The 19,694-nt window shown below is 44.5% G+C and carries 20 protein-coding genes; 15 read left to right on the top strand and 5 right to left on the bottom strand.

Features of this window, described 5'->3' with window-relative positions; all coding sequences use genetic code 11:
• Genes moaD through B5D59_RS07195 form a run of 4 tightly spaced genes read left to right on the top strand, consistent with a single transcriptional unit; the run spans nucleotide 1 to nucleotide 2,795 of the window.
• On the top strand, nucleotides 1–234 hold the full coding sequence (gene moaD, locus B5D59_RS07210) for a molybdopterin converting factor subunit 1 (protein WP_078817445.1): 234 nt from the start codon (nucleotides 1–3) through the stop codon (nucleotides 232–234).
• A complete protein-coding gene (gene mobA / locus B5D59_RS07205) occupies nucleotides 201–803 on the top strand; it encodes a molybdenum cofactor guanylyltransferase (RefSeq protein ID WP_176132521.1) in 603 nt (200 codons plus the stop codon). Before moaD ends, mobA begins: the two co-directional genes overlap by 34 nt.
• Nucleotides 800–1,819 (top strand): GTP 3',8-cyclase MoaA, encoded by a 1,020-nt coding sequence (moaA, locus tag B5D59_RS07200; protein WP_078817443.1) that lies wholly within the window; start codon nucleotides 800–802, stop codon nucleotides 1,817–1,819. The genes mobA and moaA overlap by 4 nt, the downstream gene beginning before the upstream one ends.
• A gap of 13 nt (nucleotides 1,820–1,832) precedes the next feature.
• Nucleotides 1,833–2,795 (top strand): 2-hydroxyacid dehydrogenase, encoded by a 963-nt coding sequence (locus tag B5D59_RS07195; RefSeq protein ID WP_078817442.1) that lies wholly within the window; start codon nucleotides 1,833–1,835, stop codon nucleotides 2,793–2,795.
• A gap of 50 nt (nucleotides 2,796–2,845) precedes the next feature.
• Here B5D59_RS07195 and B5D59_RS07190 read toward each other — a convergent pair whose 3' ends face one another.
• A complete protein-coding gene (locus B5D59_RS07190; RefSeq protein WP_078817441.1) occupies nucleotides 2,846–3,730 on the bottom strand; it encodes a TetR/AcrR family transcriptional regulator in 885 nt (294 codons plus the stop codon).
• A gap of 175 nt (nucleotides 3,731–3,905) precedes the next feature.
• Here B5D59_RS07190 and B5D59_RS07185 point away from each other — a divergent pair, with 175 nt between their 5' ends.
• From B5D59_RS07185 to B5D59_RS07155, 7 genes are all read left to right on the top strand, one after another.
• Nucleotides 3,906–5,408 carry an MDR family MFS transporter gene (locus tag B5D59_RS07185; protein ID WP_078817440.1) on the top strand — a complete coding sequence of 501 codons (1,503 nt, stop codon included), beginning with the start codon at nucleotides 3,906–3,908 and terminating at the stop codon, nucleotides 5,406–5,408.
• A 79-nt stretch (nucleotides 5,409–5,487) separates the two neighbouring features.
• The gene (locus B5D59_RS07180; RefSeq protein ID WP_139365970.1) at nucleotides 5,488–7,338 is read left to right on the top strand and encodes a tetratricopeptide repeat protein; all 1,851 of its coding nucleotides are present in this window, start codon (nucleotides 5,488–5,490) and stop codon (nucleotides 7,336–7,338) included.
• A gap of 173 nt (nucleotides 7,339–7,511) precedes the next feature.
• Nucleotides 7,512–7,730 carry a hypothetical protein gene (locus B5D59_RS07175; RefSeq protein WP_078817438.1) on the top strand — a complete coding sequence of 73 codons (219 nt, stop codon included), beginning with the start codon at nucleotides 7,512–7,514 and terminating at the stop codon, nucleotides 7,728–7,730.
• 131 nt (nucleotides 7,731–7,861) lie between these two features.
• Nucleotides 7,862–8,107 carry a hypothetical protein gene (locus tag B5D59_RS07170; protein ID WP_078817437.1) on the top strand — a complete coding sequence of 82 codons (246 nt, stop codon included), beginning with the start codon at nucleotides 7,862–7,864 and terminating at the stop codon, nucleotides 8,105–8,107.
• 188 nt (nucleotides 8,108–8,295) lie between these two features.
• Nucleotides 8,296–9,771: an aldehyde dehydrogenase family protein gene (locus B5D59_RS07165; RefSeq protein ID WP_078817436.1), complete on the top strand. Its 1,476-nt coding sequence runs from the start codon at nucleotides 8,296–8,298 to the stop codon at nucleotides 9,769–9,771.
• A gap of 24 nt (nucleotides 9,772–9,795) precedes the next feature.
• Nucleotides 9,796–10,938: a saccharopine dehydrogenase family protein gene (locus tag B5D59_RS07160; protein ID WP_009766312.1), complete on the top strand. Its 1,143-nt coding sequence runs from the start codon at nucleotides 9,796–9,798 to the stop codon at nucleotides 10,936–10,938.
• 25 nt (nucleotides 10,939–10,963) lie between these two features.
• Complete coding sequence (locus B5D59_RS07155; protein ID WP_040758566.1) at nucleotides 10,964–12,157, top strand: acyl-CoA dehydrogenase family protein; 1,194 nt, start codon at nucleotides 10,964–10,966, stop codon at nucleotides 12,155–12,157.
• A gap of 247 nt (nucleotides 12,158–12,404) precedes the next feature.
• Here the strand turns inward: B5D59_RS07155 and B5D59_RS07150 are convergent, their stop codons facing one another.
• On the bottom strand, nucleotides 12,405–13,286 hold the full coding sequence (locus B5D59_RS07150) for an SDR family oxidoreductase (protein ID WP_078817435.1): 882 nt from the start codon (nucleotides 13,284–13,286) through the stop codon (nucleotides 12,405–12,407).
• A gap of 156 nt (nucleotides 13,287–13,442) precedes the next feature.
• Here B5D59_RS07150 and B5D59_RS07145 point away from each other — a divergent pair, with 156 nt between their 5' ends.
• Nucleotides 13,443–14,627, top strand: a complete 1,185-nt coding sequence (locus tag B5D59_RS07145) for an aminotransferase class I/II-fold pyridoxal phosphate-dependent enzyme (RefSeq protein ID WP_078817434.1) — start codon at nucleotides 13,443–13,445, stop codon at nucleotides 14,625–14,627.
• Nucleotides 14,628–14,902: 275 nt separating this feature from the next.
• Here B5D59_RS07145 and B5D59_RS07140 read toward each other — a convergent pair whose 3' ends face one another.
• The 3 genes from B5D59_RS07140 to B5D59_RS07125 form a co-directional block, all read right to left on the bottom strand.
• Complete coding sequence (locus B5D59_RS07140) at nucleotides 14,903–15,628, bottom strand: dihydropteridine reductase (RefSeq protein ID WP_078817433.1); 726 nt, start codon at nucleotides 15,626–15,628, stop codon at nucleotides 14,903–14,905.
• A 1,052-nt stretch (nucleotides 15,629–16,680) separates the two neighbouring features.
• Nucleotides 16,681–17,160 carry a hypothetical protein gene (locus B5D59_RS07130; RefSeq protein WP_078817431.1) on the bottom strand — a complete coding sequence of 160 codons (480 nt, stop codon included), beginning with the start codon at nucleotides 17,158–17,160 and terminating at the stop codon, nucleotides 16,681–16,683.
• Nucleotides 17,161–17,355 carry a helix-turn-helix transcriptional regulator gene (locus tag B5D59_RS07125; protein ID WP_078817430.1) on the bottom strand — a complete coding sequence of 65 codons (195 nt, stop codon included), beginning with the start codon at nucleotides 17,353–17,355 and terminating at the stop codon, nucleotides 17,161–17,163.
• 384 nt (nucleotides 17,356–17,739) lie between these two features.
• On the opposite strand from B5D59_RS07125, the gene B5D59_RS07120 reads away from it, so the two are divergent.
• From B5D59_RS07120 to B5D59_RS07110, 3 genes are read left to right on the top strand one after another with little or no spacing between them, the layout of a single operon-like run.
• Complete coding sequence (locus tag B5D59_RS07120) at nucleotides 17,740–18,234, top strand: RNA polymerase sigma factor (protein ID WP_078817429.1); 495 nt, start codon at nucleotides 17,740–17,742, stop codon at nucleotides 18,232–18,234.
• Nucleotides 18,231–18,776: a zf-HC2 domain-containing protein gene (locus B5D59_RS07115; RefSeq protein WP_078817428.1), complete on the top strand. Its 546-nt coding sequence runs from the start codon at nucleotides 18,231–18,233 to the stop codon at nucleotides 18,774–18,776. The genes B5D59_RS07120 and B5D59_RS07115 overlap by 4 nt, the downstream gene beginning before the upstream one ends.
• 2 nt (nucleotides 18,777–18,778) lie before the next feature.
• Nucleotides 18,779–19,465, top strand: coding sequence for a YfjL-like protein (locus B5D59_RS07110; RefSeq protein WP_078817427.1), 687 nt, complete (start codon nucleotides 18,779–18,781; stop codon nucleotides 19,463–19,465).
• The last annotated feature ends 229 nt before the right edge of the window (nucleotides 19,466–19,694 follow it).

Below are 19,694 nucleotides of genomic sequence, written 5' to 3'. Positions count from 1 at the left end.
ATGATTACAGTTCATTACTTTGCAAGGCTGCGAGAGTTGACGGGTAAAGGAGAGGAATCATTGGATCGTGCTCCTTTGACAGTGGAAGAATTATTGGATTGGGCGGAAACGACGTATCCAGGTTTTGGAAAAGACACGATTCATGTGGCGGTAAATGAAGAATATGCCCGGAAAGAAGACGTGATTCAAGCGGGCGATGTGTGTGCATTCATTCCGCCGGTGAGTGGTGGATGAAGCGGACGGCCGGGATTTTATTGGCAGGCGGACAGTCACGCCGATTCGGTTCCCCAAAGGCATTTGCGGAATATAAAGGGGCTCCATTTTATCACTATTCATTACAGGCATTGAACCCTTTTTGTGAAGAAATTATTGTCGCTACGCGTACTGAGTTTGTCGATAAATTTCCGAAAGATCTTTGCGTCACAACCGATCTCGTACAATTTTCTGGGATGGGACCGTTGGCGGGAATATTGTCTGGCATGGAAGCAGTCAAAGCCGATCATTATATTGTTTTGCCGTGTGATATGCCGTTCATACAACAACGCGTAATCGCGCGTTTAGTGGACGAGCATTCTGGAGACGTTTCGGCAGTGACGGTGGAAGGGAAACGCCATCCGCTTGTTTCGATTTGGCAAGCCTCTGCGAAACCGATGATCCGTCGGGCATTAATAGAGGATAATCGTCGCGTTATGCATGTTCAGGCGCAGCTTAACGGGCGATGGATTGAAGGAAGTTCGCTGACGGATTCACCAAAACTCGTGTTTAAAAATGTTAATACGCCATGTGAAATAGAAAGGAGATGAGGAAGATGGATGCCATCGTAGATCAGCTCGGAAGACCAATCAGGGATTTGCGGATTTCAGTGACGGATCGCTGTAATTTCCGCTGTACGTATTGCATGCCGAAAGAAATCTTCGGTGACGATTTTCTGTTTTTAGCGAAGGATGAGTTGCTGTCATTTGAAGAGTTGGAACGTCTGGCAAGGATCTTTGCTGAGCTGGGCGTAAAAAAACTCCGGCTGACCGGCGGTGAACCTTTGATGCGCCGTAATTTACCTGAATTGATCCGAAAGCTGCATGACATCAAAGGAATTGAAGACATCGGGTTGACGACGAATGCGGTATTGCTCGGGCAGTATGCGCAGCCCCTATACGATGTAGGCTTGCGGCGCTTGAACATTAGCTTGGATGCCCTCGACGCAGAACTGTTTGGTCAGATCAATGGCCGTGGCATTTCACCGGATCTCATTCTCAAAAATATTAAAAAGGCACAAGATATCGGCTTTACGATCAAAGTAAATATGGTCGTCCAAAAGGGAGTCAATGAAAGCCAAATTCTCCCGATGGCTACGTATTTCAAGAATATGGGGATCACGTTACGTTATATCGAGTTCATGGATGTCGGCAATGACAATGGCTGGAGTTTCGGTAAGGTGGTCACTAAAAAGGAAATTTATGAGATGCTTGCCGCGGTTTATGACATGGAGCCTGCGGAAGAAGAGTATTACGGCGAGGTGGCAAAACGCTATCGCTACACGGATACAGGAGCGGAAGTCGGCTTCATCACGTCGGTTTCCGAATCATTTTGTTCAACTTGTACGCGTTCGCGCCTGTCTTCAGAAGGTAAGTTGTATACGTGTTTATTCGCATCCGAAGGCTTTGACATTCGAAAGTTGATTCGCTCAGGCAAGACGGATGAGGAGTTGCTGGATGAAATTGCAGCGGTTTGGAGAAAGAGAACTGATCGATATTCGGACGAACGATCAGAGCAGACCGTGAAGAACCGCAAGAAAATTGATATGAACTATATCGGTGGCTGAAGGAGCGATTTCTATGAAACCTACATTGTATATTTGTCGTGAAATGCCGGATGAACTCATCGCACCGCTTCGTGAGTTATACGAAGTGGAGATGTGGCAATCCACGAGTGAGGCGGTGCCGCGCGATGTGCTGGTGCAAAAAATCACGAACGCAAATGCGTTATGGACGGTTATTACCGATCAAATTGATGAAGAAGTGCTGGAGGCTGCTTCACATCTAAAAATCATTGTGAACATGGCAGTCGGCTACAATAATATTGACGTGGAAGCGGCTAAAGCGCGAGGTATCATCGTGACGAATACACCGGATGTTCTGACGGAAACAACTGCGGATTTGGCATTTGCTTTATTGATGGCAACTGCTCGCGATCTGATCGGGGCGGAAAATGCATTGCGTGAAGGCAGATGGACATCGTGGGAGCCGCTTGGTTTTACAGGCGTTGATGTCTATGGTTCGACACTCGGCATCATCGGCATGGGTCGGATCGGTGAAGCTGTCATGCGCCGTGCGAAAGGTTTCGATATGAAAGTGCTGTACCATAACCGCAGCAGGAAACAGGAGATGGAAGAAATGTACGGCTGTCAGTACGCCGAGCTTCCCGAGTTGCTTGCACAATCTGATTTCGTGCTCATCTTAGTGCCGTACAGCGAGGAGACAAAAGGGTTGATTGGAGCAAAAGAACTGGCTCAAATGAAAGAGACAGCGATTCTGATCAACGTCGCACGTGGCGGGATCGTCGATGAAGAGGCATTGTTCCAAGCGTTGCATACGAAAAAAATCCATGCAGCCGGATTGGATGTCTTCGAGACGGAACCTGTTCCCCTAGATCATCCATTGCTGACGCTTCCGAATGTGACGGTACTGCCGCATATCGGAAGTGCGACTGTCCAAACACGTTTGGCTATGATGAAACTCAATGAACAAGCACTGCAGGCATGGGCCAAAGGCGAAGAACCGAACAATCGAGTAACTTAAGTTAACTACATGAAGAAGCGCGGATAATCCATTAGGATTATCCGCGCTTTTTATCCATCCGTTTTATCAATAAACAACCATATCGCAGCGGATAGCTCAATTGTACGATGTTGCAGGTCGGTGCCTTCATAGGCCTGGCGGAAAGAGCGTACGACCGATTCTAACAAATACATCCGGGGGGATTCACTCGTCATTTCTTCAAAAAGAAACTGTGCATAGAGCTTTCCGGTATTTTCGTCGGCGGGCAGTTGTCCGATGAAATCCCGCAGTTCCCCGACGAGCACTTCTTGCGTCATCGGATGAAATTCCGCATGCGCCAGAATCCTCTCCACTAGATCTTGCGGCAAAAAATGCGCATTCTTTTTAACGACATCTGGAACGATGGCTTCCATGCGTTGCATGACATAATCCACTAGCTGTTTCGTATCTAGGTGTTCAGTAGTTGAACCCTTCCAGATATGCAGCGAATGTTGCACGCAGCCAAAAAATAAAGAAGCACAATCGTACGAATAAGGCTTCACTTCTTCTCCATATATATTCACCAAACGCTTAGCGATCCAAGCCAATTCCCTGAAGTGCATCTGTTTGACGAACTGCCGCAGTTCATCATCAGGCGAATGGACAATCGTTTCAAATAAAGGAAGCAAATTCTGCTCCCGATTCATCGTCAGGCGAATTTGGATCTGATCGGATAAAAGCTGGGGATCGGTCAAGTCTTTCCCGATGGCGAGTTCATTCCTCCGTAAATAGGATAGGTGGTACGCATCTCTCAAAATAGCCATCAAACATTCATTTTTCGAAGAGAAATAGTTATAGAAAGTCCCTTTTGAAATAGAGGCTTCATCCAATATGTCCTGAATGGATGTAGATTGAAAACCTTTCTCTGTAAACAGTTGTTTAGCAGTTTGCAGTACATGTTTTTTTCGATCATTCACTCTTAATCACCTATGTCTTTTAACTTGAATTATACTTTGGGTACAACTAGTATAGTAAACAATAAACCCTTTGTTATCAACTTTTTTAGACTTTCAATTTTTTTAGTTGAAATAAATGGACTATCGGTATAAAATGAATCCTTGATATAATTTTTATGAAGTTTAGGAGGATACTATGGAAGAATCATTAGATATTAAAAAAATGCATGAAAAACCTCCATATGGGGTTATTGCCATACTGTTCATTGGTGCTTTTGTCGCCGTATTGAACAATACATTGCTCAATATTGCTCTGCCTGTCATCATGGATGAATTTTCGGTGCGTCCATCCGATGTACAGTGGTTGACGACGGGTTATATGCTGGTCAATGGGATCATGATTCCAGCCAGTGCGTTTTTTATACAGAAATTCACGAATAAAAAAATCTTCCTCACAGCGATGATACTCTTTACGTTAGGGACCTTTCTGGCAATCGTCGCGCCTACGTTCGGCTTACTGATCGTGGCACGTATGGTGCAGGCATCGGGATCTGCTTTGATGATGCCTTTACTGATGAATGTGATGTTGACAGCGTTCCCGATCGAGAAAAGGGGAGCTGCACTCGGCATGTTCGGTTTGGTTATGTTCACGGCTCCAGCGATAGGGCCGACGCTGTCCGGATGGATTGTGGAGAACTACTCATGGCGGACACTGTTTGAAATTGTCTTGCCGTTCGCAATTTTGACGATCGTCCTTGCGGTGTTCAAATTGAAAAACATTACGCCGAATAGTGATGTCAAATTAGACTTCTTGTCACTCTTGCTTTCAAGTATCGGTTTTGGGGGTCTGTTATACGGCTTCAGTTCTGCAGCCGATAAGGGCTGGGGAGCACTTGAAGTATACGGTACGATCGCAATTGGAACCATCGCCCTTATCATTTTCGTTGTGAAGCAACTGAAAATGGAAGAGCCGATGTTGGATTTCCGTATTTATAAGCATCCGATGTTTGCCTTGGCATCCGCAGTTTCCATCGTTCTATCAATTGCGATGTTCTCCGGGATGATTCTGACGCCTCTTTATGTGCAGAAAGTCCGGGAAATCTCTCCATTCCATGCGGGGTTGCTCATGTTGCCGGGCGCGGTGGTTATGGGGCTCATGTCGCCGGTTACAGGAAAGCTGTTTGATAAATATGGACCGCGTGCACTTGCGTATACCGGTTTAACCATATCTGTCGTCACGACCTATTTCCTGAGTCGTCTGCAGCTTGATACTGGATATTACTATTTGATGATGTTATACACGATCCGGATGTTCGGCATGTCGATGGTCATGATGCCAATTATGACGAACGGTATGAATTCATTGCCAATGAAATCCAATCCGCACGGAACAGCGATGAACAATACATTGCAGCAAGTATCGGGTGCTATCGGTTCAGCATTGTTGCTGACTATCATGACTAATCGCTTGGAGCAGTCGGCTACCAATCAGGCGAAAGAATTGATGGCTTCCGGTGTTGACATCTCAGCAATGAAAGGGGAGATTGAACGAACTGCGATGCTTGACGGCGTCAATCATGCCTTCTTCATCTCTACCCTCATTACGCTTGGGGCCTTAATATTGGCGCTTTTCATTAAACGAGTGGTTCCGCCAAAATTTGAACCTTCTGCAGATGCTGTCGAAGAATTTAAGAAGTAAAAGAAGGGGTTTCGCATGTCGTGGGCATGCGGGGCTTCTTTTTTTTATGTTATAGTAAAAAGAAAAGGTTGTGTTCGATGTGATAGGAAATAAAGAGAAATGCCCGTGCGGAAGTGAAAAGATCGTACAGGACTGCTGCGGCAGAACCGATGGGCCGGGCAAGAATCAAATTCAAGAAGAATTGAAGACTGTTCTGAACAACTACTATGAAACTTCCTTGTCACCTGCAGAAGTTCAAGAGCTGGAAGGCCTGTTAGCGGAATGGGGCCAGCACCTTGGTGAGTGGATGGAAGAAAAAGAGTTGGTGACGAACGTCAGTGATTATTATTTCTTCATCGTCCGAAAAGACCTCTGGCGCCGTCATATCGTGAAGGCACTGAATCGGACGCAGAACAAAGCAGTGCGCACTATACTGAAAAGTTGGCAAAACGCCTTCATTACTTTTGCTGAAGTGACTTCGTCCGACGAACATGTCTACCGAATGAAAGAGATTCTTGGAGACGGTGAATATTTATTGGCAAGAGAACCGGGAGAGCCGGAAGATGTGCGGGCTGTTTTGGCGATCGTGCTGGAAGAATGGCGCAATGACGAACGCTGGGTCATGCCAATTTCTGCGATTGCGGTCAATAAGCATATGAGTGAAGAATTAATAACGAAAGTGCAGAAGCTTGCAGAGGTCAGCGATGAAAAGAACAGCTTTGATTTCTTCAAAAACTATCTTATGGATATTTACGAAGTCGTCTGTCAGTTGGATGCACAGACAATGATGGAAGTCGTTGAGCAGAATTTCACGCCGTTGCAGCGTGAAGTGATCGAGGTACTGGATGCGAAGCTCGAGAATGAGGAATTACATCCAGGCGCCTATGAGATGCTGCTTTCATTGATGGCCTATTACTTTACGGAAAAACAACCGAAATTCCGTAAGCCCGAAGTACTTGCAGCGGCGGCATTTCAGCTCGCAATAGAGGTAAGCATGATGGCAAAAACGTATACGCAGGCAGAAGTAGGAAAATTGTTTGGAGTTTCTGTCTCTTCATTTAGAAAACATACGGATGTCTTGCTGGAGAAAATCGGTGAATTGGAAACGATGATGCAGGAAGGCAATACTTCGGCGACTTATTATGTCGGCACCGATCCACGCCCGATTGAACAGACGAATTGGCATGTACATATGCTGTCCACAAAGCATGAATTCGCTACGATGGAAGAAGCGCAAGCCCATATCCAAGAAGCGATCCAGCACCCGTTCGAACCGGAAAATCGTCAGCAGGAAGCACAGATGCTCTGCTATATGGCATACGCCGCAGAGACTGCGGAACAGCGCTACGATTTCGCGCAGCAAGCATATGGTGCTGACCCGACGAACGTCGATGCATTATTGCTGCAAGCTCAAATGACCGATTCCAATGAAGAGCAAGAAAAATTCTTGAAGCAAGCCGTTTTCTCTGGCGAAAAGCAATTTGATGACCGTGCCGAAGACGCCTGGGCGTTCGCGACGAACCGTCCATACTTGCGTGCTTTACTGAGCTACGGTGTCTGGCTTTATGATAGAGAACGTTACATGGAGTCGAGCGAACTGTTTTTACGCATATTGACACTTGATCTCTACGATCACCAAGGTGTACGCTATCTGGCGATTTCATCCTTAATTTATCAGAATGAAATTGGACAAGCCGAACAAGTCCTGAAAGCGGGTGCGGAAATTTCCGAAGGCGACGCAGCTTATCTATATCTGGCGTGGCTGATCGAGATGGAAAAATCTCAAGGGAATTCGGAACAGAGTGCAGAGCTATTCAAGCGTGCTGAACAAGCCAACCCATACGTAGGTGCGCTGATCCATACGTCAGCTGATAAAATAAACTATCCAAGAAGCGCCGACCTTAAACCCGGCACTCCGGATGAAGCACAATATATTTGGTACTTGATGTAAGTAAATTCAGCCGCTACGGCAAGTCATTCATCAGACTTGCTGTAGCGGCTTTTTTTGTTTCGTTGCTCGACTTTTTAAAGTGACCGAGCTAAGTGCAGGGTTTGTACATTGACACCGCTTCGCCGCTGGGGGATTGCCTCCCGCCAAGAGCCAACTAGCAAAGAGAGCGCTAGTTGTCTCATGGCAACGGCCGACCCCGCAGTTGCGGCTACGCTGGTGTGGTCAACGTAATCGATGTGGTGTTTAAAGTAGAAATATCTAGTATGCATTTTCTGTCAAAGCTAGCTTGCGTAGAGAATGAGCTCCTTTGCTTCCACTCGCTAAACGAAGGCGCCTTACAAGTGGTAGGCGGAGCGATGAGCCATCCGCCAGCGCCGAAATGGGTTCAGTGACGTCACTCTTTTGTTGTCCCGTTGCTCGACTTTTTAAAGTGTCCGAGCTAGGTGCAGGGTTTGTACATTGCACTGCTTCGCCGCTGGGGGATTGCCTTACGCCATAAGCCAACTAGCAAAGAGCGCGCTAGTTGTCTCATGGCAACGGCCGACCCCGCAGTTGCGGCTACGCTGGTGTGGTCAACGTAATCGATGTGGTGTTTAAAGTAGAAATATCTAGTATGCATTTTTTGTTAAAGCTAGCTTGCGTAGAGAATGAGCTCCTTTGCTTCCACTCGCTAAACGAAGGCGCCTTACAAGCGGTAGGCGGAGCAATGAGACAGACAGGCGATCTTCCTGAGGCTCATTGCGGGAGCCATCCGCCAGCGCCGAAGTGAGTTCAATGACTACACCCAAGCTATCCCAAGCAAGGATTTGGAACAGAAAACAACATGTCAACCCAGATTATTAAGAGGACAAAAGCTCGGAATACCCTACACATTAAAGGAATAGGATAGTATATTGTCGAACAATTCTATATAAGGACAATAACGAAAATCACGCAAATTAGAAAGGAGCAAGACGAATGAAACTGACAAACTATGTGGACGGTGTGTGGCAAAAGGAAGCCGCTAACTACACCGCTGTACTGAACCCAGCAAACGGAGAAGAACTCGCACAAGTCCCGTTATCCTCAGCGCGAGACGTGGAAAAAGCCGTAGCGGCTGCTAAGGAAGCACAAAAGAAATGGGCGCTCGTCCCGGCACCGAAACGTGCAGACTACCTCTATGAAATCGGCCGAATCATGAAAGAGAAAAAAGAACATCTCGCACAAGTGCTGACAAAAGAAATGGGCAAAGTGATCGAGGAAGCGCGTGGCGAAGTCCAAGAAGGAATCGACATGGCCTATTATATGGCAGGCGAGGGACGCAGACTCTTCGGGGAAACAGTCCCGTCCGAACTGCAGGATAAATTCGCCATGAGCGTCCGCGCACCGATCGGCGTAGTCGGATTAATCACGCCTTGGAATTTCCCGATCGCCATCGCCACATGGAAGTCCTTTCCGGCAATCGTCGCCGGCAATGCATTCATTTGGAAGCCTGCAACCGAGACGCCTTTGATGGCATATGAGATGGCATTGATTTTTCAAGAAGTCGGTTTGCCGCATGGTGTAGCGAATATCGTTTTCGGATCCGGAGCTGATGTCGGAACGGCGATGATCGAACATCCTGATGTGCGGGTTATTTCCTTCACGGGTTCAACGGAAACCGGTCGTCATGTCGCGGAACTCGGCGGCCGCCATCTGAAGAAGGTTTCATTGGAAATGGGCGGCAAGAATGCGGTCATTGTCATGGATGATGCGGATCTGGATCTGGCTGTCGAAGGGATTTTATGGAGTGCATTCGGAACAGCAGGCCAGCGCTGTACTGCATGCAGCCGTGTCATCGTACATGAAGACGTCAAAGAAGAACTGCAGCAACGCCTCGCTGAAAGCATGCAGGGGTTGACAATGGGAGATGGACTGGATGAATCGGTGAAGGTCGGCCCAGTCATCAATGTGAAAGCGCTGGAGAAAATCGAGAGTTACATCGAAATCGGCAAGCAGGAAGGTGCAAAATTAGTGGCGGGCGGAAAAGTTTTAAATGAAGGCGAATATGCCAAAGGACATTATTTCGAACCGACGTTATTTTCAGATGTTGCGTGGGATAGCCTTTTGGCACAAGAAGAGATTTTCGGTCCGGTCGTTTCTCTTATCGCAGTCAGTAGCTTGGATGAAGCAATTGAAGTGAATAATAGCGTTGCGTACGGATTATCAAGCTCAATTTTCTCTCAGGACGTCAATAAAGTGTTTCAAGCACAACGAGATCTAGATACGGGAATTGTTTACATTAACGCAGGAACGACAGGCGCGGAGATTCATTTGCCGTTCGGCGGGACGAAAGGGACAGGAAACGGCCATCGTGATTCAGGCGTAGCGGCGCTTGACGTCTTTACGGAGTGGAAGAGTATTTACATCGACTACAGCGGCAAGCTGCAGCGTGCTCAAATCGACACGGAATGAACTACAGAGAGAAGGGATGAGCAGATGAAAGTTGTCGTATTAGGTGCAGGATTGATGGGTAAAGAAGTCGTACGAGATTTAGTAAAGCAGGACGAAGTGAAGAAAGTCTATTTGGCGGACCGGGCAATTCGGCAGGCAGAGGACTTTGCGGAGCAACTGATGTCCGACAAACTCGATATTTTATTGCTTGATGCACGTAATGATGTTCAGCTGAGCGATGTCATCGGGCTCGGAGACATTGTGGTCAATGCATTATTTTACACATTCAATGAAAAAGTGGCCCGCTGTGCAGTGGAACGTGACGTGCATGTCGTCGATCTTGGCGGACATATCGGCGGTGCGACGGAGAAGGTGCTGGCCCTTCATGAGCAAGCGGCCGCTAAAGGCGTGACGCTCATTCCAGATCTTGGTGTGGCGCCGGGAATGATTAATATATTAACAGGATACGGCGCTTCGAAACTTGATGAAACGGAAACGATTAAACTTTATGTAGGCGGTGTGCCTGTGAATCCGAAACCGCCGCTGGATTACAATGTCGTATTTTCATTGGAAGGGTTATTCGACCATTATACCGATCCGTCCCGTGTCATCCGGCAAGGCAGTATTAAGGAATTACCTTCTTTATCAGAAGTGGAAGCACTGGAATTCGATCGCTATGGCATGATGGAAGCGTTCCATACGTCTGGCGGTACATCCACTTTACTAGAGTCATTTCCTGCCGTGCAGACGCTCGAATACAAGACAATCCGCTATCCGGGACATGCGGAAAAGGCCAGGTTGCTCGTGGATCTTGGATTACTATCAAGAGAATCCACGATCCAAGTGGACGGCAGACCGCTGCGTGTGCGTGATGTCATGATGGCGCATCTGACCCCGCAATTGCGTCTTGGAGATAAGTCGGACGCCGTACTGTTGCGTGTGCACGTGAGCGGAACGAAGGATGGCCAACCAAAAACAATTACGTTCAATATGATCACAGAAAAAGATTCATCAACAAATGAAACCGCAATGGCTCGTGCGACTGCCAACACAATTTCCGTAGTGGCGCAGATGATCGGAAACGGCATCATCACGAAAAGGGGTGCCCTTCCGCCAGAGCAGATTGTGCCGGGAGCATTATACATTGAAGAAATGAAAAAGCGCGGAGTAGTCATCGAGGAAAACTAGATTCATTGTAAAGGAGGACATGAAGATGGACTTTACATTTACAGATGAACAGAAAATGCTAAGGCAGACAGCGAGGCAGTTCGTGGATGCTGAAATTATGCCGAATATCGCGAAATGGGATGCACAGGGTGGGTTTGATCCGACGATTTGGAAACGTCTTGCCGACCTAGGATTTATGGGTGTTTGTGTTCCCGAAAAATATGGCGGCAGCGGGATGGACTATAATTCCTTGGCGATTTTATGTGAGGAACTGGAACGCGGTGATACGGCTTTTCGTACAGCTGTTTCCGTGCATATCGGTTTAAATTCTATGACACTTATGCAATGGGGAACGGAAGAACAGAAACAAAAATATTTAGTTCCACAGGCGGAAGGTGAGAAAATCGGCGCGTTCGGATTAACGGAACCAGGTGCTGGATCAGATGTGGCGGCGATTCAGACAACTGCGGTTCGTGATGGAGACGACTATGTATTGAATGGACAGAAAACGTGGATTTCGCTCTGTGATTCGGCAGACCATTTCCTCGTTTTTGCCTATACTGATAAGTCTAAAAAACACCATGGCATCAGCGCTTTCATTGTCGAGCGGACAATGCCGGGATTTTCATCGAAAGCAATTAAAGGGAAATACGGAATCCGTGCAGGAAATACGGGCGAACTATTTTTTGAAGATGTTCGAATTCCTGCAATGAATTTGGTAGGTGAAGAAGGAGAAGGTTTCAAGATTGCGATGGCCGCTCTTGATAATGGCCGATTCACTGTAGCAGCAGGGGCTGTCGGCTTATTGAGTGCTTGTCTCGAAGCAAGCATCAAGTACTCGAAGACCCGCGTAACATTCGGCAAGAAAATCGGTGATCATCAACTCGTCCAGCAGATGCTTGCGAAGATGGAGGCCGGCTACCAAATGAGCCGTCTTCTCGTCTATCGTGCAGGCGAATTGAAGAACAAAGGAATCCGAAACACGCGCGAAACATCCCTCGCAAAATGGCAAGCATGTGATTTTGCCAATCAAGCCGCAGATGACGCAGTCCAAATCCACGGTGCGTATGGCTATTCGGATGAATATCCGGTCGCTCGCTATTTGCGGAATTCGAAAGCGCCGGTTATTTATGAAGGCACTCGGGAAATTCATACAATCATGCAGGCGGAATATGTCCTTGGCGAACGCAGCGATAAAAAATTAAATCGCATGTTGCCAAAGTGGCCATTTGAGGGATAATAGCAAAAAGGCTGCCCGGAAAGTCATGGGGAAAAGACTTTCCGGGCAGTCCCTGTTCATGCTATTACTATATTTGTGCAGTCCGCGCTCATAAAACCACTAGATGCGCTCATATTCTACTTCAGTGCGATCATACTAGCATGGATCTCGATCATACAGATACTCCGCTCGCTCATAACAGCCTCAAATGAGCTCATAAAGTACTATTTCATTTCCAGATACCTTGAATGAACTGCACCAAAAGCCATTAAGAACCAACAAAATCTCCACCATCAACATGAATCGTCTGGCCGGTCATATAGCTGGAATCCTGCGAAGCCAAAAATACATAGGCGGGCGCATTTTCAGCGGGCTGACCGCGTCGTTTCATAGGCGTGTCCGCTCCGTGTTCCGCTACTTTCTTCGCATCGAATGTCGCGGGGATGAGCGGCGTCCAAATCGGCCCGGGTGCCACGGCATTGACTCGAATACCTTGCTCTGACAAGCTGAGTGCCAATGAACGCGTAAAGCTTGTAATGGCACCTTTTGTTGCGGAATAATCGATCAAACCAGGCGATCCATTATAGGCCGTGATCGAAGATGTATTAATGATACAATCGCCTTTCTTCATATGCCCGACCGCGATTTTTGATAGATAAAACAGACCGAAGAAATTCGTTTCGAATGTCTCTTTCAGCTGATCACTCGAAATGTCTTCAATGGAGTTTTGAGGAAACTGTTTTCCTGCATTGTTGACCAAGACATTCAATTTGCCGAAGTCCTGGATAACTTGCTGAATCAGCTGCTGGCAATTCTCTTCTTTGCTTATGTCAATCTGATATTTCTTCGCCTTACCTCCATAGTGCTCAATCAATTCGACGGTTTTATCCGCATCCTCATCTTCCTGATCGGCTAAGTAGGCAATCGCCACGTCCGCACCTTCTTTTGCGAATGCAACTGCCACGGCACGTCCGATCCCGCTATCCCCGCCAGTGACCAGGGCCGTTTTTCCTTTCAATTTATCGGCACCTTTGAAGTTCGGATCATCATAAATCGGAGCAGGGTGCATCTCTTCTTCTACACCAGGCTGCTCGGATTGGGTCTGTCCAGGTACTTGTTCGTCTATTTTTTCGTATTTATCTTTCGCCATATTGCATCCTCCTCAATAGAATTTCACTACCAGTAGTATTCCCGAATTGTAATCGGACAAACATGCCGTACTGGCAATAAAATTTTTCCAAGCAACAACTCTGCATGGTACAATGAGGAAATCAACTATTCTATAACAGCTAAGGAGTGCGTCTTTATGAATTTTAAAACTTCCAAAAAAATGTCGATTTTCCCGCCTACGATTTTCGGTGAACTGAAGGCAGCGGCGGCAGCGAAGAAAGCGACGGGAGAGAATGTCATCGATCTGAGCCTAGGCAGTCCTGACCTTCCACCGGACGAGCGCGTACGCCGAGCGCTGTCCGAGCAGAGCGCCTTGGTATCGTCGTACGGCTATACACTTGGAGGAACAAAGAGATTCCATGAAGCTGTCGCAAATTACTATAAACGAAGAACGGGAGTCCTTATCGATCCTGAAACAGAAATACTGCAGACAATGGGCTCACAGGAAGGTCTCGTTCATCTGCCGCTTGCATTTTGTGATGAAGGGGACTATGTCTTGACAACGAACCCTGCGTACGTTGCCTATGACGCAGGCATCAAATTAGCGGGGGCCGTGCCCTATTACATGCCGTTACTATCAGAAAACGACTTCTTGCCTGATTTGAATGAAATCCCGGAAGAAGTCGCGAAAAAAGCAAAACTCCTCATCCTGAACTTACCAGGTAATCCGGTACCCGCAATGCCGAGTGAAGAGTTCTTCAAAGAAGTCGTAGCGTTCGCGAAGAAACATGAAATTATCGTCTTGCATGATGCAGCGTATTCGGAATACTATTTCACGGGTGAACGGCCTGCAAGCTTCCTGACTACACCAGGCGCAAAAGAAGTAGGAATGGAAATCAACTCTCTATCGAAAAGCTTCAGTCTGGCAGGTGCACGGATTGCATATTTCATCGGGAATGCAGAGATGATTAAAGTCCTACGAGAACTGAAGTCGAATCTCGACTATGGTACGTTTGGACCGATCCAAGAAGCCGCGGCCGTCGCACTCGACCACGGCGAAGAAATCACCGATCGTTTGCGCGCGGAATTCTCCAAACGCCATCACACCTTAATGGAAGGCCTTGCGAAACTCGGCTGGGAAACTACTCCATCTGCCGGCGGTATGTTCGTCTGGGCGAAATACCCGTTTGAAATGGATGATAAGCAATTCGTTTTCGAAGCCATCAAACAAGCAGGAGTCGTCATGGTGCCAGGAAGTATTTTTGGCACGGCGGGGGAAGGCTATGTACGAATTGCGCTAGTGCAGAAAGTGGAATTGATTGAGCAGGCAATTGAACAGCTCGCGAAAATGGTGACTGTTGAAAGCGTAAAAGTAGATTAAATACCACGTTACAAACGGAGAACTAGCCTTAGTTATCTCTAGGCATAACTATGAGGATTTATTTATAGAAGACATTATTCATAAACGAAAAACGCCAATCCGACTAGGAAAGGCGTTTTCAAACTTTAATTTATTCACCAGCAGATACGTGTCCTGAAATCCAGTGTCAACCGATAATGCTTCTGCCTAAGAGAAGCAGCAACCTTTCCTAAAATCCTTTATCAAAAGTGTTGCCCGTTAATGGTACATCTATTTAGTACTTACCGAGAATATGTTTATCTCGCTTTAATTGGCAAATCAAATGATAAAAAATCGGGCAGTTGTTGTTCACGCTTGTCGAGCATAATCTGTTCCGGCTTGATGCCTTGTTCACGCAGTACTTCGATGTTCTGCAAGAGGAATTCATCGCTGCCGACTACATAGAAGAGTCCATCCTTGTCGGCGGCAAGATTTTTCACTTCTTCATAGTAGTCTTTACGATTATCGACGAACTGTGATGTGAACTTCTTGTCAGGTGCAGATTCAAAAATAGTAGTGAATAAGAAATCTTTTGATGAATCGATGTTCAAGGAATGCATTAGATTGACGTGTTGAGCACTATTGAAATACTCAAGTACAAGCGGTCTGAAAGTTGCCAGTCCAACACCTGATGACAGCAGGTAAACATTTTTGTCTTCTCTTTTAAGCGGTACATTCGAATGTGTTTTAAATATTGCAACCTCATCACCGACTCCAAGATTTCTTAAAGTCATTTTAAACTCAGAGCACTTTTCTCTGATGCGTGTGGTGATACCGATTGAATTTTCGTTCGGTAAAGTAGAGATTGACATGTGTCGAATCAGGCTGCGGTTTGGTTTATCTCCGGCATTAAAACCTTCCAATGCGAAGTGGGTGTGGGAACCTTCTTCCCATGTAAAGCCTTCCGGGCAGTCGAGCAAGTACGTTTTAACCTCAGGCGTTTCTTCAATGATCCGGTTTATTTTAGTCCAGTATATTTGCATTAGATAGTCTCCTTATTCAATTATATATGTTGTTAACATCCAATATACCATAAGTGATAATGATTCTCAATTAAACGGATTGTTATTTCAGTTAATCAGTTGCAGGTAACTATTATGTTTGTTCAAACTTCATGATAGTTTAAACAACCATAAAAGTATTAATATTCGTGTTTGTTTGATGTGCAGGCACGGCGCGAAATATTCGCCTGGTTCAAGAAGCGCCGGTCATTGCACTCGATTACGGAGAAGAATGCATCAATTATCTATGCGCTGTGCTTTCCAAAAAAATCCTACTTTAATGGAGGCCTCGTGAAATTTGGCTAAGAAACTACGCCGACTGCTGGCGGCATGTTTTTCTGGGTAAATTATCCATTGGCGATAAGCGACAAACAATTCTTTTTGAAGCAAAAAAACAAGCAGGCGTTGTCATGGTTTCAGGAAGTATTTTTTGTACGGCGGGGGAAGGAAGAATGGAAGGGTACTCTGTAATATTAAAGATAAGTAATGGTATATGGTGACTTATCTCATCATGGCTTGTTTATAATGTTACACACATTATAAAAATGCGTATTACTAAAAGTAAATTTTAGTAATACGCATTTTTATTTTGGCTAACATTTCCGTATAGTTTTATTAAAAGGTTAAACATTTTACACTTACGAAGAAAAGCATTAGATTAGAACCAACGTTCTATATTGTAGGGGTTAATAATTGTATTGGTATGAGTATTGTCCGAAACATGTTGAAAGTAAATATCCGCTATTAGTATTTAAAGATGACCAGCCCTTTCTGCCTTTGACAGATTATGACCAAGATTGTTTAGGGCGAGTTGATAAGAGTTTTGCAACATCTTATTTAAAGTGCATATTAGAAAGAGGAATTGGTGAATAGGTTAATTGCAGTTGAAAAATCCGTTATAGAAAACCAAGAGCGATGGGTAACTAATCAATTTGATCAGTTCAAGTAGATGAGTAATGAGTTGAAAAATAGCCTCGTTAAATTATTTAACAAGGCTATTTTAACTATCTTGTTCTACAATCGCGCCCGATTGCTTAATCCTCTAATTCATTATTTTTCTTAGCAGAACGCTTTAAAGAAACCAAATCGAAAAGGAAATATAAAAGAGTGAAAACTATTGGAAGAGCAATCATGTCTATTCTTTCATAGTAGTTAGTTGGAATCCCTTTAACGATTACGAAAATAATGAAAAATAGAACACCGACTAACAAAGCACGCTTGCCAGCAACACGACGTTCCTCCTTATAGCCTCGCTTGTTCGATACTTCTGTATGTTCTATTCCTGAAAATATATAACGAAAATACGTATATCCTACCATAAGCATTGGAAACATCATAAGAATAAAAGTTACTTCTGTTGAGTCCAAATTCCACTTTAACCAGTAATTGTTTAAAGCAGATCCCAACATCAATAGCCCACCCATTAGGAATGCTGCTTCGGCCATAAAATATAAAACCCTTAATCGTTTGTATTCATCTTCTGGTAAAAATACATTTAAAAATGAAAGTATCACTTAATCACCTTCCCAAAATAAATCATCTAATGTTTTATTTAATGCTTTGGAAATTGCGATACACAAGTTCAAACTGGGATTGTACTCTCCTTTTTCAATCAATCCAATTGTTTGCCTTGTTGCATTTACTTGTTTCGCAAGTTGCGCCTGGGTTAAACCTGTTTCTACTCTTGCCAATTTCATTTTACTTACCATATGCTCACCTACATAATGAAATATATATCTAACATTCTGTTAAGTTTACCTTACATTAATTTTTGCTGAAATGCAAGATAAATATTGCGTGAAATTAAAAAAGCCGACTTCTTATAAAAGAAATCGTCCCCTACCTTTGTGAATAACCACCCTACAATAATTTAACCCAGATCACAAAATGGCCCAATTGTTGAAAGGGCGCAAATCCTTCTTCAAGAATTGCGCCTGATTGTTTGTGATGGGTTTTCTGTGTCCCCAAACCTTTAAAACGCCAGTTAAGAGAAGTCTATGGAATGATAGATAAAAGATAAATTTAAAAAAATTTGTAACGAAATAGTTGGTTGAGGTATTAATACTATGAACAACAAGAAAGTGAGGGCAGTTATGAATAAGCTAGAGGAAGAATATGAAGAGATCCATCCGAAAATCTATGCGTTTTTTTATTCCAAAACAGGAAATCGGATGACTGCTGAAGATCTTTGCCACGATACCTTTTATGAATCATGTAAAAATATTGTCTCTTATAATGGACATTCCACCTTGTCGACTTGGGTGTTCTCGATTGCGATTAATTTATTAAAAAAGTATTACCGAAAAAACAAGTATCAGCAAAGCTTAATGCAAAAACTTGCAACTCTTCCAGAGATTGAAGTTCATTCACTGGAAGAGTTGGCAGAAATTAATGAAGACACAAAAATACTCTTACATCATATCTCGAAACTGGATGACGCCTCAAGGGAAATCATATTGCTGCGCATTTACGGAGAACTGAGTTTTGCAGAAATTGGCGTCTTGGTCGGCAAATCAGAGAACTATACACGTGTGACTTTTCATCGGTTGAAATTAAAGATCCAAAAATTAATGGAGGTGACTTTATGAACAAAGAATGTACAATTGTGCAAGACCTTTTGCCGTTACACGAAGAAGACTTATTGCAAGCGGAGACAAAACAATTTATCGAGGAGCATTTGAAAAGTTGCCAAGAATGCCGCCATATCGCAGAGCAATCACAAATTCCCCTGCCTGCGGAAGTAAATCCCGTCGGTGCTTCTAAAAAAATGATTCGGAATATAACCGTGAAATTGACGACAATACAGATTTTCTTTGTAGCAATTGCCTTTATATTGGCGATGAGCACGGCCATTATGAATAATAGTGGCTTTATCCTAACCTATACCACTTTGGGTGCGGTATCGTTTCTGTTTTACCGATCGGTCCTCATTACGGTCCTGCTTGCGGGGGTACCGAATTTCATATGGAATTGCTTGTTATATATGACGGATTGGTTCGGCGAATTTTATGCTGAAAGTTTTTCGGAAGCTCTTCAAATAGCACTGACCAGCTTAATTGTCCACCTGCTATTTACTTTTATCGGAATCATTATCGGCTTTAGCATTCTTAAAACAAGAGAGGAAATTTAATTATGAAAAAGAAAATAATATACAGTGTAATTGCAATTACATTAATTGCGGTCACAGTGTTCGCTTACATGCAATTCAGCGGAAATACAATTGACAAACACAAGGCAAAGGAGAGTCTGGAAAAGTTTTTAGAACAAACTTATCCGGACTTGGACTACGAAATCAAGCGGTCCGTAGGGTATGGATGGACTGATGGTACTTATCGTTTTAAAGTAGTGGAAAAGGAAACAGCAGGAGTTGAAACCACTTATACGTTCTATGTCTCTGCTTTCGAACCGTATGAAGTTTTTAGTGATACGATCCATGAATCCAACATAGACAAAGAGGCATCCGAAAAGCTAAGCGCAGAGGCAGAGAAGTATCTTCTAACGCTCCTCCGGAAAAAAGTTCCGCAAATCGATTCGGTAGACACGGATGTAGAAGTATACGACAAAGCTGTTATGGAATGGACGCCGAAGTTGAAAACACCCAAGCCGATTCTTATCATGTTGGAAATTGAAAAAGGCGATTTGACGAAAGAACAAATGCTACAACAGAGCAAGAAAATACAGAAGCAATTGAATAGTAAATCCATCGATTATTCTTTAGCTGAGGTAGGGTATATTAGCGTCATCAATGGTGAAAAAACTTATAATTGTTACGTTAGTTTTACACCAGAACAGGAATTAACCATAAAAGATGTAAATTAAACGGTAAGGAATAAAAACATTTAGTCAATAAAAGTTTGAAAACACTATAAGCATGTCCAGTGATCTGATAGAGTTGATCCCATTATCGGCTTTTACAATTTGTCTTAAGAAGAGTAAACGCACAAAGTGAATTTTAACACTATCTTTTGGTTTGTAGTGCTTTTTTTCGGCCATAACTTACCCGACGGATTCCCCAGCTAATTATCAAAAGCTGGGAACTTTATTTAAA

It is taken from the genome of Sporosarcina newyorkensis, assembly GCF_900167515.1.
GTDB lineage: Bacteria > Bacillota > Bacilli > Bacillales_A > Planococcaceae > Sporosarcina > Sporosarcina newyorkensis.
The sequence above is the reverse complement of the archived record's forward strand: the minus strand, read 5'-3'. Positions and strand labels throughout refer to the sequence as shown.

Bases quoted from the DNA above. Each gene is read 5' to 3' on its own strand.
- moaD (WP_078817445.1), top strand. From the start codon at position 1: ATGATTACAGTTCATTACTTTGCAAGGCTGCGAGAGTTGACGGGTAAA.
- moaA (WP_078817443.1), top strand. From the start codon at position 800: ATGAGGAAGATGGATGCCATCGTAGATCAGCTCGGAAGACCAATCAGG.
- B5D59_RS07195 (WP_078817442.1), top strand. From the start codon at position 1,833: ATGAAACCTACATTGTATATTTGTCGTGAAATGCCGGATGAACTCATC.
- B5D59_RS07185 (WP_078817440.1), top strand. From the start codon at position 3,906: ATGGAAGAATCATTAGATATTAAAAAAATGCATGAAAAACCTCCATAT.
- B5D59_RS07165 (WP_078817436.1), top strand. From the start codon at position 8,296: ATGAAACTGACAAACTATGTGGACGGTGTGTGGCAAAAGGAAGCCGCT.
- B5D59_RS07160 (WP_009766312.1), top strand. From the start codon at position 9,796: ATGAAAGTTGTCGTATTAGGTGCAGGATTGATGGGTAAAGAAGTCGTA.
- B5D59_RS07155 (WP_040758566.1), top strand. From the start codon at position 10,964: ATGGACTTTACATTTACAGATGAACAGAAAATGCTAAGGCAGACAGCG.
- B5D59_RS07150 (WP_078817435.1), bottom strand. From the start codon at position 13,286: ATGGCGAAAGATAAATACGAAAAAATAGACGAACAAGTACCTGGACAG.
- B5D59_RS07145 (WP_078817434.1), top strand. From the start codon at position 13,443: ATGAATTTTAAAACTTCCAAAAAAATGTCGATTTTCCCGCCTACGATT.
- B5D59_RS07140 (WP_078817433.1), bottom strand. From the start codon at position 15,628: ATGCAAATATACTGGACTAAAATAAACCGGATCATTGAAGAAACGCCT.
- B5D59_RS07125 (WP_078817430.1), bottom strand. From the start codon at position 17,355: ATGGTAAGTAAAATGAAATTGGCAAGAGTAGAAACAGGTTTAACCCAG.
- B5D59_RS07120 (WP_078817429.1), top strand. From the start codon at position 17,740: ATGAATAAGCTAGAGGAAGAATATGAAGAGATCCATCCGAAAATCTAT.
- B5D59_RS07115 (WP_078817428.1), top strand. From the start codon at position 18,231: ATGAACAAAGAATGTACAATTGTGCAAGACCTTTTGCCGTTACACGAA.
- B5D59_RS07110 (WP_078817427.1), top strand. From the start codon at position 18,779: ATGAAAAAGAAAATAATATACAGTGTAATTGCAATTACATTAATTGCG.